Below are 15047 nucleotides of genomic sequence, written 5' to 3'. Positions count from 1 at the left end.
GGCGATGATGGTGATAGCGTGCCCCTTTTGCGGGCCACGGCCGGAGATCGAGTTTTCCTACGGCGGCGATGCGTCGCTGTCCCGGCCTCCCGAAGACGGGAAGCAGGAGGCGTACCTCGACTATCTCTATCTGAGGGACAATCCCAGGGGATGGCACGAGGAACTTTGGGTGCATCGCCATGGCTGCGGAGCATGGATCTCCCTGCGCCGCCACACGGTGACCCACGAGATCGGCACCTGCCGCTACGCCGGCGATGCCCGCCGTCCCGGCGGCGGGGAGGAGCAGGGGCGATGAGCGCGGTACGGCAAGCGAGCGGCGGCCTGCTGATCGACAGGAACAGGCCTCTTTCCTTCACCTTCGATGGCCGGCGCTTTTCGGGATTCGCCGGAGATACGCTGGCTTCGGCCCTGCTAGCCAGCGACGTGCATCTCTTCGGGCGCAGCTTCAAATACCACCGGCCCCGCGGCGTCATGACCCTTGGAAGCGACGAACCCTGCGCGCTCGTCGAACTTGGCGAGGATGGTGCGCGGGAACCCAATACCCGCGCAACCCAGGTGGAACTGCACGACGGCCTGGTTGCGAGCAGCCAGAACAGGTGGCCCTCGCTCGGCGCCGACGTCTTCTCCGTCCTCGACCGTTTCCCGTCGCTTCTGCCGGCGGGCTTCTATTACAAGACCTTCATGGCCCCCAAGGGGATGTGGCCCCTGTATGAGCGGTTTATCCGACGGATGGCGGGGCTTGGCCGGGCGGCGGAGCACATCGATCCCGCCCGCTACGAGAAGTCCTTCGCGCACTGCGATGTCCTGGTGATCGGGGGGGGCGCCGCGGGGCTGTCGGCTGCCCTTGCCGCAGGGCACGCCGGGGCCCGGGTGATCCTTGCGGACGATCAGCCCAGGATGGGGCTGGGGCTGCTCGGTCGCGAAGGCAGCATCGACGGCGGGCAGCCCTTCGACTGGGCGCGCAGGAGCGAGGAAGAGCTGGCGGCCATGCCGAACGTCCGGCTGCTGCGGCGCTCGACGGTGACGGGGTGCTATGAGGACAATCTTCTGACGATCGTCCAGCAGGTCCAGCCGGATGTGCTCTTCGGACAGGCGCCGCAAGCCAGGCAGCGACTTTGGAAAGTGCGCGCCCGCCAGGTGGTGCTCGCGGCCGGCGCCTTCGAGCGGCCGCTCCTCTTCGCGAACAACGACCGCCCGGGGATCATGCTGTCCAGCGCGGTCGTCGGATATCTCGACCGCTACGGGGTGGCGGTGGGTCAGAAGGCGGTTGTCGCCACCAGTCACGACGGCGGCTATCTCGACGCCTGCCGCCTCGCGGATCGAGGTCTGGGCGTCGCGGCGGTGGCCGATACCCGCGCCAGCGCGCCCGACTGGGCGGCGGCCATGCTCAAGAAGCGCGGCATCGAGGCACTCAGGGGTTGGGCCGTTGTCGACGCCGATGGCGGGCGCGACGGCCTCAGGGCGCTCTGGGTCCAGGATCGGGAGACGGGAAAGCGGCGGCGGCTGCCCTGTGACGTCGCGGCGCTGTCCGGTGGGTGGACGCCCAGCGTTCATCTCTACGCGCACACGCGCACTCCCCTGGCCTTCGACGATCGTCTCCAGGCCTTCCTTCCCGGTGAAGATCTTCCAGGCTTCAGGACCGCCGGCGCTTGCCGCGGGAACTTCGGCCTTGCCGCCGCCGTATCCGACGGCCAGGCCGCGGGAACCGCGGCCGCAGCGGCCTGCGGCCATACGCGGCGGCCCCCGCCGCTGCGCGCGGAGGATGGCCACCCCTGCGGGGTTCCGGCGCCGGCATCCGTCTGCGGCACGGCGAAGGAAAAGCGCGCTTTTGTCGATTTCCAGAACGACGTTACGGCCGGTGACATCCGCCTCGCGGTCCGGGAGGGCTATGAAGCGCCCGAGCATCTCAAGCGCTATACCACCCTGGGGATGGGAACGGACCAAGGTAAGCTGGGGAACTTGAACGGGCTCGCGGTTCTTGCTCACGCCCGCGGGATGCCGCTCGGCGGCCTCGGCCCGACGACATTTCGCCCGCCCTTCGTTCCCACGACGCTGGGGGCGCTCATCGGCGCCGACGGCGGAGACCACGCCCATCCGCTGCGGCGGACGGCCGCGCATCGCCTGCACGAGGAGGCTGGCGCGACCTGGCTGAACGCGGGGCTTTGGAAACGGCCGCAATTCTATCGCCGGGCGGGCGAGAGCGATTTGGATGCCGTCAACCGCGAAGTTCGCACCGTGCGTTCGGGCGTCGGCATTGTCGACGTGTCGACGCTGGGTAAGCTCGACATCCAGGGACCCGATGCCCTGGACCTGGTCGAGCGGGTTTACATGAACGGGTTCCGGACTCTGAAGGCGGGCAAGGGGCGCTACGGCGTCATGCTGCGGGAAGACGGAATGATCTTCGACGACGGCGTCACCATGCGGCTGGCCGAGAATCACTTCCTGATGAGCACGACGACGGGGCAAGTCCAGGCGGTCTACGAGCACATGACACGTCTGCTGGAGACGGAGTGGCAGCAGCTCGACGCTTTCGTGACCGACGTCACCGAGAACTGGTTCGCTTGTGCGCTGGTCGGGCCCGCAGCGCGCGCCGTGCTCGAAAGGCTCGCTCCCGATACCGACCTGACGCCTGAAACCCTGCCCTTCATGGCCTGCACGCAAGGAACGGTCGCCGGCATCCCGGCGCGGATCTTCCGGATCAGCTTTTCCGGCGAGCTGTCGTTCGAGATCAACGTGCCGAGCGATTACGGCCCGGCGCTCTGGAGTGCCTTGCTGGACGCCGGACGCCCCGAGGGTCTTATTCACTACGGTGTCGAGTCCATGGGTGTGATGCGGATCGAAAAGGGCTACTTCGTGGTCGGTCGGGAGGCCGACGGCCGCACCACGCCGGACGATCTCGGGCTTGGCCGCATGGCCAGCCGGAAGAAAAACTACATCGGCCGGCCGGCGCTGGACGTCCCGGCCTACACGGAAGACGGCCGCCGGCAACTGGTCGGCGTTGTCACGGCGGATCAGGAGGAACGCATTCCGCTCGGTGCGCACCTGGTGGCGCCGCCGGAGGCCGGTGGCGCCGGCCTTTCCCTCGGCTATGTCACCTCCCAGGCGTTCAGCCCCACCCTGGGGCGGCACGTGGCGCTGGCATTGTTGGAAAACGGCCGTTCGCGTAAAGGGGAGCGGCTGTATGCCGCCTCGCCCACGGCGGGACGGCGGGTGGCGGTAGAGGTGACCGAGCCGGTATTCGTAGATCCCGAAGGAAAGCGACTCCATGGCTAGCACCGCCGTTCCCGAAAGCCCACTCTTCGGCATGGCTGTCGAGGAGGCCGCCGCGGCAACGTCAGGCGGCCAAGCAAGGGCAACTCTCCGGTCCTTGCCGTTCTATGGCAAGTTCCTGCTGAAGGGGCGGATCGAAGACGCGGCCTTTGCGTCCGCGATCGAGCGGGCGACCGGGATGCAACCGCCGTCGGGCCGCGCGGTGATGGCTCGACCGCTCCAAGCGGATGGCGGCGGCACCGGCGCATCGACCGGGGATCTGCTGCTGTTTCGATCGTCACCGAAATGCTGGATGCTGATCTCGCCGCCGGCCGCCCGCGAAGGGATGGCCGCAGGCCTTCGGACCTCCTTTGCCCTGGCAGCGGAGCCGCACGCGGTCAGAGGAGGCTGGGTCGACATGAGCGCCGGGCTCCACCTCCTGTCTCTCGAGGGGGACCAGGCGGCGGCATTGCTGGAACGGGGCTGTCCGCTCGACCTCGACGACGCGGACTTTCCTCCGGGCGCCGCCGCTCGCAGCCTGTTCGGGCCGTACGCGATCGCTCTCGTGCGGCGCACCGCGGGGTACTGGCTCCTCATCGACCGCAGCTATGCCCGGTCGTTCGTGGATTACCTGCTGGATCTGGGCGCTCCCTTCGCGATCCGCTATGCGGAACGCGGGGAGACTGCCTAGGCCGGAACGGCCTGCTGGACGGCCCGCAACCGGTCGAAGCCGCACTCCAGGTCGTGGATGAGGTCGCGCGGATCCTCCAGGCCGATATGGAAGCGCAGGACCGGACCAAGCGGTTCCCAGCGCGTCGCGCTGCGCAGGTCTTCCGGATGCATCGGCAGGACCAGGCTCTCGAAACCGCCCCAACTGGCGCCCAATCCGAAGAAGCGCAGTCCGTCGACCATGGCGGCGACGGCCGCTTCCGAGCAGGGGCGCAGAACGACGGAGAACAGTCCGCAAGCGCCCAGGAAATCCCGCTTCCACAGTCGGTGGCCGTCGGCGCCGGGAAGCGCCGGATAGAGCACCTGTTCGACGAGAGGATGACCCGTCAGCCAATTTGCCACTTCCAAGGCGTGCGCCTGATGCATGCGCAGCCGGGCTTCGATGGTCCGCAGGCCGCGAAGCGCTAGGAAGCAGTCGTCCGGCCCCGCGCAGAGGCCGAGCAGCATGGCATTCGACTTGACCGTGCGGTAGTGATCCTCTTTCGCGACGACAAGGCCGAGCATGAGGTCCGAATGGCCGCCGATATATTTGGTGGCGGCGTGGATGGAGACGTCGACGCCCTTCTCGAAGGACTTGAAGAAGCAGGGCGTTCCCCAGGTATTGTCCATCAGAACCGTCAGGCCACGCCGATGGGCGAGGGCACTGATCGCGGGAACATCCTGCATTTCGAAGGTCTGCGATCCCGGCGACTCCAAATAGACGAGCCGGGTGTTCTCCTGGATCAGCGGCTCCAGTTCCGCGGTGAGATGGGGGTCGAAGTAGGTGACGGACACGCCGTAGCCGGTGAGAAACTGGTCGCAGAACTTTCGGGCGGGGCCGTAGACGTTGTCGACCATGAGGATGTGATCCCCGGATTTGGCGAAGGCCGTGATGGCGGCGGCGATCGCAGCGAGTCCCGAAGGCAGCGCGATCGAGCGGTCACCGCCTTCCAACTCGGCGACGGCATCCTCCAGCGCATAGCTGGTGGGGGTGCCGATACGGCCGTAGGTTACGTTGTTGAAGCGATCCTGCCGCGCCTTGTTCATCGCGGAGATCGAGGGGAACGTGATGGTGGAGGCGTGATAGACCGGCGGATTGACCGCGCCCGAATGAGCTTCAGGATCTCGTCCGGCATGGGCGATGATCGTCGAATCTTTGAGGCGCCGGTCTCTATTCGTCTGCTGTTCCATTATCGGTCCCATGCAATCAAGGATGGCTGTCCAGGTCCATCGCTGTTATTATGTCCGTACAAAAGAAGTGTTGTCGAGAGAAGGACCGAAGTCAACGGACATGAGAGCTGAGCGCTTCATCTGAGTCGCCGGATAACCGGCCGGGAAGCAGGGTCGCTGCTCCCGGAGGTTGATTCGGGCGGCAAAGGCATGAATGTTTGTTCATCCGCGCGGCGTTGTCTTTAGAATCCCGCGGTAACGGCATTTCGAAAACCAGCCGAGACTGTTGTCAGATGAAGAAAAAAGAAGAAAACAAGAAGCTTTTTGAAGGCGTTATTCAAACTCTCCTGAAGCGGATAGAAAAAGGGAAATACAAGGTGGGGGACACGCTCCCGCCGGAAATGGAGTTATGCAAGGAGTTCGGAGTCAGCAGGTTCACAATTCGCAACGCGATGAAGAACCTGGAGGAATGGGGGATGATCGAACGGCGCAAGCGCGCCGGAACCCAGGTGACGGCGAGGGCGCCGTTGCCGCGCTATGGGTTGTCTCTGCAGACCACCACCGAACTGCTGCAGTATCTGGAAGAGACCGACCTGCACGTCGTGTCGCGCAAGGCAGCCACCAAGAGAGAACTGAACAGTTTCTTGCCGTCCGATTCGGGGGGGAAGTGGTGGAAGGTCGAGACGTATCGCACGCCGCCCGATTCCGAGACGCCCCTTTCGTGGACCGACATCTTCATTCACGACGACTATTCCGGCATTCTGGAGCATATCGGCACGCGGCCCGGCGCCACCTATACCTTGCTGGAGGAGCTCTACGGAGAGCCGCCCTCGGTTATCCGGCAGGAACTCTCCGGCACACTGATCCCCGGGCGCATGGCGAAGGTGCTGAACCTGAGCGCCGGCACCGCGGTGCTGAAGATACTGCGGCGGTTCTACAATGCCGACGACCGGCTCGTCGAAGTGGCCATCAGCTACTATCCCGAGGGGAAATTCGCCTACGTTATCGATTTGAAGCGGCAGGATCTGCTCCACGCTTCCTCGTAACCCCGCCGGCCGCTGCCGGCGGCCGGGCACAGCCTTCTCCCCTTCGCCCCCCGAATAGAAGGACGTGCCAATGAAGCCGACCGCAGGTGACAGCAGCATCCGGATCAGCAGGCGGCATCTGCCGGATGCCACGCAGATCGCCCTGCTCGAAATCGACTACCCGCCATTGAACGTCGGATCCCAGCCGATGCGCGCGGAGCTGTTGCGGGCGATCGAGGGGCTGGAGGGCGGCGGCGACCTTGCCGGGCTGATCCTGACCGGAGCGAATGGCAACTTCGTTGCCGGCGCCGACATCCGGGAGTTCGACGCGCCGCCCCGTCCGCCGCATCTCGGCGATATCATCGCTGCCCTCGAATCCTTTCCCCACCCGGTGGTGGCCGCAATAGACGGCGCGGCCCTGGGCGGGGGATTCGAGCTGGCATTGGGGTGCGACGCGCGGGTCGCTTCGCCGCGGGCCGTCGTCGGGCTGCCGGAGGTGACTTTGGGGCTGATCCCCGGAGCCGGCGGAACGCAGCGTCTGCCTCGGCTGGTCGGCGTCGCCAGGGCGATCTCGCTGATTGCCGCGGGACGCCGGCTGCGTGCCTCGGATGCCGCAGCGGAGGGATTGGTCGATGCCGTGGCGGAAGGCGACCTGATCTCGGCCGCGGTGGACTTCCTGCGCTCCATGGGCGGAAAGAAGCGGACCCTCTTGGCGCGGCCGGTTGTCGAGGACGCCCCCGAGGCGGTCGCCGAAGCGGAGGCCGAAGCGCTGCGCCGGGGCAAGGGCGCGGCGGCCGTGGCTGAAGCGATCGCCGCGGTCAAGGCGGCGGCTGGGACGGATCCGCAAACCGCTCTTGCCGCCGAGCGCGAGGCGTCGTTGAGGCTGCGCCTGGGCCCGGAGAGCAAGGCGCTTCGCTATCTGTTCCTCGCCGAACGTGCGGCGGTCAAGACGCCGGCGGACACGGCTCTGCAAAGCATCCGGACCGTGGGCGTGATCGGCGGCGGGCGCATGGGAAAGGGCATCGTCCTGGCTCTGGCGACGCGAGGCCTGGAGGTCCGGCTGGTGGAGCAGGATGAGGCGCACCTCGCCACGGCCATGTCGGGCCTGCGCCAGATGGTGGAGGAACTGGAGGCGCGAAAGAAGACAAGCTCGGCCAGCCGGCTTCTGCAGGCCATACGGCCCGGAGACCTGGCGGCGCTCGCCGAGTGCGATCTCGTCGTCGAGGCGATTGTCGAGGACATGGACGCCAAGCGAGATCTGTTTGCCCGGCTGGACAACATTGTCCGGCCGGACGCGATCCTCGCCAGCAATACCTCCTATCTGAATATCGACGAGCTTGCCGCCCGAACCGCCCGCCCGCAGCGGGTGGCCGGGCTTCACTTTTTCAATCCGGCCCATGTCATGAGACTGGTCGAGGTGGTTCGCGGAGCGCGCACCGCGCCGCAGGTGGTCGCCAGCCTGCGGGCGCTGGGCAAGCGCCTTGGGAAGGTTCCCGTTGTCGCCGGCGTGGGCGAAGGCTTTATCGGGAACCGGATTTTCAGCGCCTACCGCAGGCATTGCGAATTTCTGCTGGAAGAGGGTGCCCTGCCCGAGACGGTGGATCGCGCGATGCGGGACTTCGGCATGGCCATGGGGCCCTTCGCGGTGTTCGATTTGGCCGGGCTGGACATCGCCTGGGCGGCCCGCAAGCGCCTCGCCGGCAGCCGCGACCCGCGCGCCCGCTACGTGGATATCCCCGACTGGCTGTGCGAAGCGGGGCGGTTCGGGCGCAAGACCGGCAAAGGCTGGTATGACTACACGGACGATTCGCGCGGGAGGCCCGACCCGGAGGTGACCGCGCTGATCGAATCGGCCTCGCGGGAGAAGGGACTCTCGCGGAGGGCCATCTCCGGCGACGAGATCCAATCCCGGCTCCTCGCGGCGATCGTCAACGAGGCGGCTTGGGTTCTGGCTGAGGGTATCGCGGAGTGTCCGGCGGACATCGACTTGGCGATGGTTCACGGCTACGGCTTTCCGGCCCTCAAGGGCGGGCCGCTGCATTTCGCCGCCCGGCAACCTCGCGAAGCCTTCCTCGAGTCGGTGTCGGCGATGGCGCAAGCCGGAGGCGTGGGGGTCGAGGTCGCGCCCGGCCTCGCCGCAGTCCTGGACCGCTCGGCTCCCTAAGCCGGCCGCGCCCGGGCCAGACCTCCTGATCCTCTTCTCTGATGGAGCCGGTGCCGCCCGGTGGTGCCGGAGGCGGGCCGGCAGGGGTATTCGGATACCCGATCCTTCGTGACGGACTGCGGCCCTGCCGGCGGCCGCCTTCGGCCTATCTAACCGCGTGGCGTCCCGGCGGGGCTCATGGCGATGCTGTGGGGCCGGCTCCTCCTGCCCCGGCGCGGCGTTCTTCAGAAAAAACCAGCTCTTGGGTTCGGGACCGTCTATCGTTTAGACGGTATCGCTGTCCCTGCGTGACGTTCGGACAAGCCAGGACATTCATCTCGCCCACGGAGATCACCGGTGAGAAATCTAAGTCACCTAAGATATTTCGACGCGGTCTGCCAGGCGCGTTCCATCCGCCAGGCCGCGGAGGCCCTGAATGTCGCCCAGTCGGCGGTGAGCCGGCAGATCAAGAACCTGGAGGATGAAATCGGCATGCCGCTGTTCATCCGCCACCCCCGCGGCGTCCGCCTGACCGACGCCGGAGTCATTCTGGCGAAGTATACGCGCAGCACCATGCTGAACATGGACCGCATGAGCTCCGAGATCGACGATCTGCGCGCCCTGCGCCGCGGCACGATCAAGCTCTGCACCGTGGAGGCCGGTCTCATCGATATCGTGCCGGCGGTGGTCGCAGCCTACCGGTCAAAGTACCCGGCGGTGAAGATTGCCGTCTCGACGCGCGGGACCCAGGGTGTCGTGGACGCCATCCTGGAGGACGAGGCCGACCTGGGCCTCGCCTTCAACGCTCCCTTCCATCCTGAAATCACCTCGCTGGCCCGCCGGCAGCAGCAGCTCTACGCTACGGTTTCCCCCAGCCACCCCCTCGCCAAGCTCAAGAAGATCAAGCTGGCGGAATTGCTCAAGCACGATATCGCCCTGCCGGAAACGTCCTTCGGAATCCGCCAGCTTGTGGACGATATCCTCCACCGCTCCGAGGCCTATATCGAACCCGTTCTGACCACGGATTCGATCCAGATGCTCGTCAACTTCGCGCGCATGGATCTCGGCGTCGCGTTCCTGCCGTATTTCGCCATCAAGGGCAACCTCGCCGCCGGGCAGGTCCAAGCCATCCCCATTGCCGACATCCCCGCGCGAAACGCCAGGGTCGAGATCATCGCCCACAAGGGCCGGCGCCTGCCCATTCCGGCCGAAGAGTTTCTTCAGGAACTGAACACGGCCTTCAAGCAGCTTTAGCGCCGGCGGCGCCGGAAGAGGCCTTCCGGCGTGCGAATAGCGATCTAATAAAGGCAACGGCAATTTCTGATAATTGCTCTTGTTGGATCATTGGGGGCGACCTACCGTCGTGCAGTCCGAGGGGCGGCGCCGCCAAGGGGCCAGCAGTTCCAAGGATATCCAAGCGCAGGAAACGCCAAGTGGATTGCGGCGGCTCGTCCCGTTTTCCCCTGCGGCAGGCCACGTCGCGGCTGTCGCCAGCGCGGTTTCCGAGCGCCGTCGTCAGTCACCAGCCGCGCGCGGCAGATTAATCAACGATAGGCATAGCAAGACCCATGCAAACCGATGCCAGGCCGAAGTCCTCCGACAGCCAGCAGTTCGACACCATCCGCTGCCCCTTCGATGGGCAGGAAGTGGGGCGGATGCCGATCGCCGACGATGCCGCCGTGGAAAGCGCGATCCAGCGGGCCGAGCGGGCTTACCAGATCATGCGGAGGCTGCCGCGCTTCGTGCGGGCGGATATCCTGGCGCGCACGGCGGACCTGATTCAGGCCCGGCGAAAGGAGTTCGTCGACCTCATCGCCCGGGAGGCCGGCAAGCCGCTCTACGATGCCGAGGGCGAGGTGTCGCGCGCTACCTTCAACCTGCGCAATGCGGCCCATGAGGCCGGCAGCTTCGCCGGCGTCGAGGTTCCCCTCGATGTCGACGGCAGCGTCTTCGAATACCAGAGCACGCTCGTCGACGGCAGTCCCCTGGATCTCGCCAAAGCCGACTTCGAAGTGCTGGCGGCCTCTCGCCGCCGCGTCGGCCTGGCGCGCCGCTTCCCGATCGGGCCGATCCTCGCCATCACGCCGTTCAACTTCCCCCTGAACCTGGTGGTTCACAAGGTGGCGCCGGCGCTGGCGGTGGGCAACAGCGTGGTCATCAAGCCGGCGCCGCAAACGCCGCTGACCTCCCTGCTGCTGCAGGAAGTCCTTGTCGAGGCGGGCCTGCCGGAAGACGCAATCGGCGTGGTGCACTGCCCGGTGCCGCTTGCCGAAAAGATGGTGCGCGACGAGCGCTTTTCCATGGTCACCTTTACCGGCAGCGCCAAGGTCGGCTGGCACATCAAGAACCTTGCCGGGCGCAAGAAGGTGGCGCTGGAGTTGGGCGGCAATGGCGCCGTCGTGGTGGCCCGCGATGCCGATCTCGACTTCGCGGCGGCGCGCTGCGTGCGCGGCGGCGTGGTCTACGGCGGCCAGTACTGCATCGGCGTTCAGCGTATCCTGGTGGAGCGGCCCGTCTACGACGCCTTCCGGGAGAAGCTGCTGGCGCGTATCGGCGCTTGCAAGGTGGGAAATCCCCTGGAGAAAGGGATTGACGTCGGGCCGGTCATCGACAGCGGGTCGGCCGACCGCATCGAGATGTGGATCAACGAGGCCACGGGCCAGGGGGCAAAGGTGGCCGCAGGCGGAACGCGTGACGGCAACGTCATCCTGCCGACGATCCTCGAGGAGACCTCCGCGGACATGCTGGTCGAACGCGAAGAGATCTTCGGGCCGGTGATGACGCTCAACCCTATCGACTCGGTGGACGAAGGCGTCAGGCGTGCGAACGATAGCCGCTACGGCCTGCAGGGCGGCCTCTTCACCAACGACATACGGGCGGCTTTCAAGGCGCTTGAGGATTGGGATGTCGGCGGTCTGATGATCAACGACGTACCGATCTACAGGATCGACAACATGCCTTTCGGCGGCTGGAAGGATTCCGGTTTCGGGCGCGAGGGAACGCGCTTCGCCATGGAAGAAATGAGTGATATCAAGTTCTTGATGGTAAACTACAGCTAAGTCCTGGTTGGACGGTCTGGGGTGATCCGGGCGAGGAGCGGGAGAGGAAGACGGTGGCGAATACGGTTTTCAGGAATGTGAGGATTTTCGACGGCCTCAACGACTCGCTGTATCCCGGCGAGGTCGAGGTGCAGGGCAACCGTATCCTCAGCGTCGCCAAGGGGGGCGAGGAGCTCTCGATCGAAGGCAAGACCGTCGTCGACGGCGGCGGGGCCACGCTGATGCCCGGTTTGGTCAACACTCACGGCCATCTGACCTACCCGGCGGTCACCACCCTGGAAGAGATGGGGCGGATGCCGGTCGAAGAAAACCTCATGGAGTCCGTCTACAACGCCAAGCTGGTTCTGGACTTCGGCTTCACTGCGGTGGTCAGCGGCGCGTCGGGGAAGCCCAGGCTCGACATCGTCCTGCGGAACGAAATCAACCGAGGACGGATTCCGGGGCCGCGCATGCTGGCGGCGTCGCCGGAGATGACCGTGTCGGGCGGCTTGGCGGATGCCAATGTCTGGGAACGCGAGGTGCCGGCGAACGGCCTGGTGGCGGATACGCCCGATGAATTCCGCAAGCTCGTGCGCTTGATGATGCGCGAGGGCGTCAACATCATCAAGTTCAACAATTCCGGCGATTCCTTCTGCTATCCGCGGGTCGGCTCGGTCATCAACCCGATGACCCCGGAAGAGGTGCGGGCGATCTGCGAGACGACGAACAACCTGGGTGGGCGGCTCGCCGCCCATGCGCACGCCGACAGCTCGGTCCTGCAGTGCATCGAATACGGCGTCGAGTTCATTTACCACGCCACCTTCGTGACCGACCGTACCATCGAGGCGCTGGAGAAAGCCAAGGGCAAGCACTACGTCACCCCGGCTTTCGGCTTGCGCTACAATATGCACTTCGAGGGCGCGCCCTGGGGCATAACCCAGGAGGTCTCGGAAAAGATCGGCAACAAGCGCGAGTTCGACGCGACCATCGTGAACATGATCAAGATGCGCGAGGCCGGCATCAAGGTTCTGCCGTTTGGCGACTACGGGTTCAAGATGATCCCCTTGGGCACCGATTCACGGGACCTGCAGCACTTCGTGAATTACTTCGGCTTCGCCCCCTGGGAAGCCCTGCGCGCCGCCACGGCCTACGGCGGCGAAGCCTATGGCGTCGACAAGCTGGGGCAGGTGAAGGCGGGCTACCTGGCGGACCTGCTGATGATCGACGGCGATCCGGTTCGGGATCTCAGCCTGCTGCTGGATCGCGACCGCATCGTGATGATCATGAAGGACGGGGCCTATCACAAGCCCCTGCCGGAGAACTGGGGCGAATCGGCGGAGGCCGCCGCCCGCGCTTGAGGGCGAAGCCGGCCGCGGCGCTTAGCTTTCCGGCGGCGCTGCGCCGTAGCCCAAGTGAGTCGCGTAGGCTTCGAAAGCGGCATCGTCCAGCAGCCGGCGGGCCAGCAGCCAGTTTGCGCTGTCCTCGCCGCAGGTCCAGCGAAAACGCTCCCGCGGCGCCGCGATCATGCGCCGCAGGGTGTCGCTGACGTTGTCCGGTGAACTGATGCTTTGCGCCAGACCGGCGGGCGCGGGGCGGTCCAGCCGCTCCGCGTAGGGCGATGTCTCGGGCACCCGCAGCCTGCGCTGGGCATCCTTCTTGCCGGAGAAGGGCGTGTCGATCAATCCGGGTTGCAGCAGGTTGACGGTCACGCCGAAGGGCGCGAGCTCGTAGCGCATGGCCTCGCTCATTGCCTCGACGGCGAACTTCGTCGCGCAATAGCCCCCGTAGACCGGTAGCGCCGCCGCGCCGAGGGCCGAGCCGACGTTGATGATCTGCCCGTGCCCGCGCTGCCGCATTCCCGGCGCGACCGCCTGGTAGAGCCGCAGGATGCCGGCGACGTTGAGATCGAACGCGGCCTTCAGGTCGTCGATATCCAGTTCCTCCATCGACCCCAGGCAGGGTCCGCCAGCGTTGTTGATCAGCACGTCGGGCAGTCCGCCCTCCGCCGTCAAGGTCCGAACGCCGTCGGTGACGGAGGGCGTCTCTGTGACGTCCATGAGCAAGACGGAGAGCCTGCCGCCGGCTTCGGCGCGCAGGCGCGCGGCGTCCTCCGTACGGCGAACCGTGGCGGTGACGCTGTGCCCGTCTTGTGAAAGACGCAGGGCCGCGGCGCGGCCGAGGCCGGACGAGCAGCCGGTGATCAGGATGCGGGTCATGCGCCGGCGGCGCCGCCGCCCCCATCCCTGTCCCCGTCCCCGTCCCGGTCCGCCGCTGCGAAGGTCAGGTGCTCGCAAACCACGCTGTCTTGCGATAGCGCCTCCGGACTTCCCTGGGTGACGATGCGGCCCTTATCCATGACATAGCCGCGGCTGGAGGCGAGCATCGCGAACTTGAGGTTCTGTTCGACCAGGAACACCGCCAGGTGCTGTTCGGCGGCGACCCGCTTTATGATCTCGCGGATCTCCTGAACGATCGACGGCTGGATGCCCTCGGAAGGTTCGTCGAGCAGCAGCAGGCGCGGGTTGCCGGCCAGCGCGCGTCCGATGGCCAGCATCTGCTGCTCGCCGCCGCTCAGCGTTCCGGCATTCTGCCCCAGGCGTTCCCGCAGAATGGGAAAGTACTCGAAGACGATGTCGTTGGCGGCACTGAACTTGCCTTTGCCGCCGATCAGCGTTCCGGCGCGCAGGTTCTCTGCGACGGTCAGCTCCGGGAACACCATGCGCCCCTGCGGCACGTAGGCGAGCCCGAGGTGCGCCCGCGCGAAGCTCGACCGGCGCGAAATGTCCTGGCCATCGAACCGGATGCGTCCGCGGCGGTTGGGCAGGATCCCCATCAGGGCGCGCATCAGCGTGGTCTTGCCCACCCCGTTGCGCCCGAGCAGGCAAACGACCTCCTGCGGGTCGACGGTGATCGTCACGCCTTCGCAAACCAGGCTCTCACCGTAGGTGACGTCGATATCCTCTACCTCCAGGAGCATCAGGCATCCTCTCCCAGGTAAACGCGCCGTACGGCCTCGTCGGCGGCGATTTCTTCGAATTTGCCTTCGCGCAGCACTTCGCCGCGATACAGCACCGTCACTTGGGTGTCGAGGCGGCGGACAAAGGCGATGTCGTGCTCGATGACGACCGCGGTGCGGTCCCGGAACACGTCCAGGATGATGTCCGCGGTCTCCGCGGTCTCGGAGAGGGTCATGCCGGCGGTGGGCTCGTCCAGCAGAACCAGCCGCGGATCGTTCAGCATCACCATACCGATCTCCAGCCACTGCTTTTGCCCGTGCGACAGCTTGCTGGCGGGCAACTGCCGCTGCCCGGCAAGCCGGATGCTTCTCAAAACGTCCTCTGCGCGGTCTTCCAGGGCCGAATTGACCCGGGACGAGAAGAGCCGTCCCGGGGCCCAGTGGCCGGTGCCGGCGACGATGAGGTTGTCCCACACGTTCATTTCTTCGAAGACCGTCGGCGACTGGAACTTGCGGCCGATGCCGAGCCGGTTGATCTCGTCGACCCGCAGCCTGCCGATGTCCCGGCCCTGGAAGGCGATGACGCCGCCATCGGGCTTCAACTGGCCGGTGATCAGGTTGAACAGCGTCGTCTTTCCGGTTCCGTTGGGGCCGATAATGCAGCGCAGTTCCTGCGCCTCCACCTTCAGGTCCAGATTGGTGAAGATGGACAGACCGCCGAAGCTCTTTCTCAAGCCTTTGATGTCGAGCATGGCCGG

Annotated in this window: 12 protein-coding genes; 8 read left to right on the top strand and 4 right to left on the bottom strand. The window is 66.0% G+C overall.

Features of this window, described 5'->3' with window-relative positions; all coding sequences use genetic code 11:
* Positions 1-4: 4 nt before the first annotated feature.
* Genes AAFN88_RS01425 through AAFN88_RS01415 form a run of 3 tightly spaced genes read left to right on the top strand, consistent with a single transcriptional unit; the run spans position 5 to position 3940 of the window.
* Complete coding sequence (locus AAFN88_RS01425; protein WP_347517721.1) at positions 5-295, top strand: sarcosine oxidase subunit delta; 291 nt, start codon at positions 5-7, stop codon at positions 293-295.
* Positions 292-3273 (top strand): sarcosine oxidase subunit alpha family protein, encoded by a 2982-nt coding sequence (locus tag AAFN88_RS01420; protein ID WP_347517720.1) that lies wholly within the window; start codon positions 292-294, stop codon positions 3271-3273. Before AAFN88_RS01425 ends, AAFN88_RS01420 begins: the two co-directional genes overlap by 4 nt.
* Positions 3266-3940, top strand: a complete 675-nt coding sequence (locus tag AAFN88_RS01415; protein WP_347517719.1) for a sarcosine oxidase subunit gamma family protein — start codon at positions 3266-3268, stop codon at positions 3938-3940. The genes AAFN88_RS01420 and AAFN88_RS01415 overlap by 8 nt, the downstream gene beginning before the upstream one ends.
* Here the strand turns inward: AAFN88_RS01415 and metC are convergent.
* Complete coding sequence (metC, locus tag AAFN88_RS01410) at positions 3937-5148, bottom strand: cystathionine beta-lyase (protein ID WP_347517718.1); 1212 nt, start codon at positions 5146-5148, stop codon at positions 3937-3939. The genes AAFN88_RS01415 and metC overlap by 4 nt on opposite strands.
* Positions 5149-5420: 272 nt before the next feature.
* On the opposite strand from metC, the gene AAFN88_RS01405 reads away from it, so the two are divergent.
* From AAFN88_RS01405 to AAFN88_RS01385, 5 genes are all read left to right on the top strand, one after another.
* On the top strand, positions 5421-6173 hold the full coding sequence (locus AAFN88_RS01405) for a GntR family transcriptional regulator (RefSeq protein WP_347517717.1): 753 nt from the start codon (positions 5421-5423) through the stop codon (positions 6171-6173).
* A 70-nt stretch (positions 6174-6243) separates the two neighbouring features.
* Positions 6244-8316, top strand: a complete 2073-nt coding sequence (locus tag AAFN88_RS01400) for a 3-hydroxyacyl-CoA dehydrogenase NAD-binding domain-containing protein (protein WP_347517716.1) — start codon at positions 6244-6246, stop codon at positions 8314-8316.
* A gap of 336 nt (positions 8317-8652) precedes the next feature.
* On the top strand, positions 8653-9549 hold the full coding sequence (locus tag AAFN88_RS01395) for a LysR family transcriptional regulator (RefSeq protein ID WP_347517715.1): 897 nt from the start codon (positions 8653-8655) through the stop codon (positions 9547-9549).
* Positions 9550-9863: 314 nt separating this feature from the next.
* On the top strand, positions 9864-11354 hold the full coding sequence (locus AAFN88_RS01390; RefSeq protein WP_347517714.1) for an aldehyde dehydrogenase family protein: 1491 nt from the start codon (positions 9864-9866) through the stop codon (positions 11352-11354).
* 53 nt (positions 11355-11407) lie between these two features.
* Positions 11408-12691, top strand: a complete 1284-nt coding sequence (locus tag AAFN88_RS01385) for an amidohydrolase family protein (protein WP_347517713.1) — start codon at positions 11408-11410, stop codon at positions 12689-12691.
* Between the two features lie 21 nt (positions 12692-12712).
* Here the strand turns inward: AAFN88_RS01385 and AAFN88_RS01380 are convergent, their stop codons facing one another.
* The 3 genes from AAFN88_RS01380 to AAFN88_RS01370 are packed head-to-tail and all read right to left on the bottom strand — an operon-like array spanning position 12713 to position 15041.
* A complete protein-coding gene (locus AAFN88_RS01380; RefSeq protein WP_347517712.1) occupies positions 12713-13549 on the bottom strand; it encodes an SDR family oxidoreductase in 837 nt (278 codons plus the stop codon).
* A complete protein-coding gene (locus AAFN88_RS01375; RefSeq protein WP_347517711.1) occupies positions 13546-14310 on the bottom strand; it encodes an ABC transporter ATP-binding protein in 765 nt (254 codons plus the stop codon). The genes AAFN88_RS01380 and AAFN88_RS01375 overlap by 4 nt, the downstream gene beginning before the upstream one ends.
* A complete protein-coding gene (locus AAFN88_RS01370; RefSeq protein WP_347517710.1) occupies positions 14310-15041 on the bottom strand; it encodes an ATP-binding cassette domain-containing protein in 732 nt (243 codons plus the stop codon). Before AAFN88_RS01370 ends, AAFN88_RS01375 begins: the two co-directional genes overlap by 1 nt.
* Positions 15042-15047: the final 6 nt, after the last annotated feature.

Origin of the sequence: Pelagibius sp. CAU 1746 (assembly GCF_039839785.1) — a bacterium.
Taxonomy (GTDB): domain Bacteria; phylum Pseudomonadota; class Alphaproteobacteria; order Kiloniellales; family Kiloniellaceae; genus Pelagibius.
This window is presented reverse-complemented; position numbering and strand designations above follow the sequence as displayed.

What these genes read in the sequence shown, in the direction of transcription:
- AAFN88_RS01425 (WP_347517721.1), top strand. Translation starts at nt 5, where the DNA reads ATGATGGTGATAGCGTGCCCCTTTTGCGGGCCACGGCCGGAGATCGAG.
- AAFN88_RS01420 (WP_347517720.1), top strand. Translation starts at nt 292, where the DNA reads ATGAGCGCGGTACGGCAAGCGAGCGGCGGCCTGCTGATCGACAGGAAC.
- AAFN88_RS01415 (WP_347517719.1), top strand. Translation starts at nt 3,266, where the DNA reads ATGGCTAGCACCGCCGTTCCCGAAAGCCCACTCTTCGGCATGGCTGTC.
- metC (WP_347517718.1), bottom strand. Translation starts at nt 5,148, where the DNA reads ATGGAACAGCAGACGAATAGAGACCGGCGCCTCAAAGATTCGACGATC.
- AAFN88_RS01405 (WP_347517717.1), top strand. Translation starts at nt 5,421, where the DNA reads ATGAAGAAAAAAGAAGAAAACAAGAAGCTTTTTGAAGGCGTTATTCAA.
- AAFN88_RS01400 (WP_347517716.1), top strand. Translation starts at nt 6,244, where the DNA reads ATGAAGCCGACCGCAGGTGACAGCAGCATCCGGATCAGCAGGCGGCAT.
- AAFN88_RS01390 (WP_347517714.1), top strand. Translation starts at nt 9,864, where the DNA reads ATGCAAACCGATGCCAGGCCGAAGTCCTCCGACAGCCAGCAGTTCGAC.
- AAFN88_RS01380 (WP_347517712.1), bottom strand. Translation starts at nt 13,549, where the DNA reads ATGACCCGCATCCTGATCACCGGCTGCTCGTCCGGCCTCGGCCGCGCC.
- AAFN88_RS01375 (WP_347517711.1), bottom strand. Translation starts at nt 14,310, where the DNA reads ATGCTCCTGGAGGTAGAGGATATCGACGTCACCTACGGTGAGAGCCTG.
- AAFN88_RS01370 (WP_347517710.1), bottom strand. Translation starts at nt 15,041, where the DNA reads ATGCTCGACATCAAAGGCTTGAGAAAGAGCTTCGGCGGTCTGTCCATC.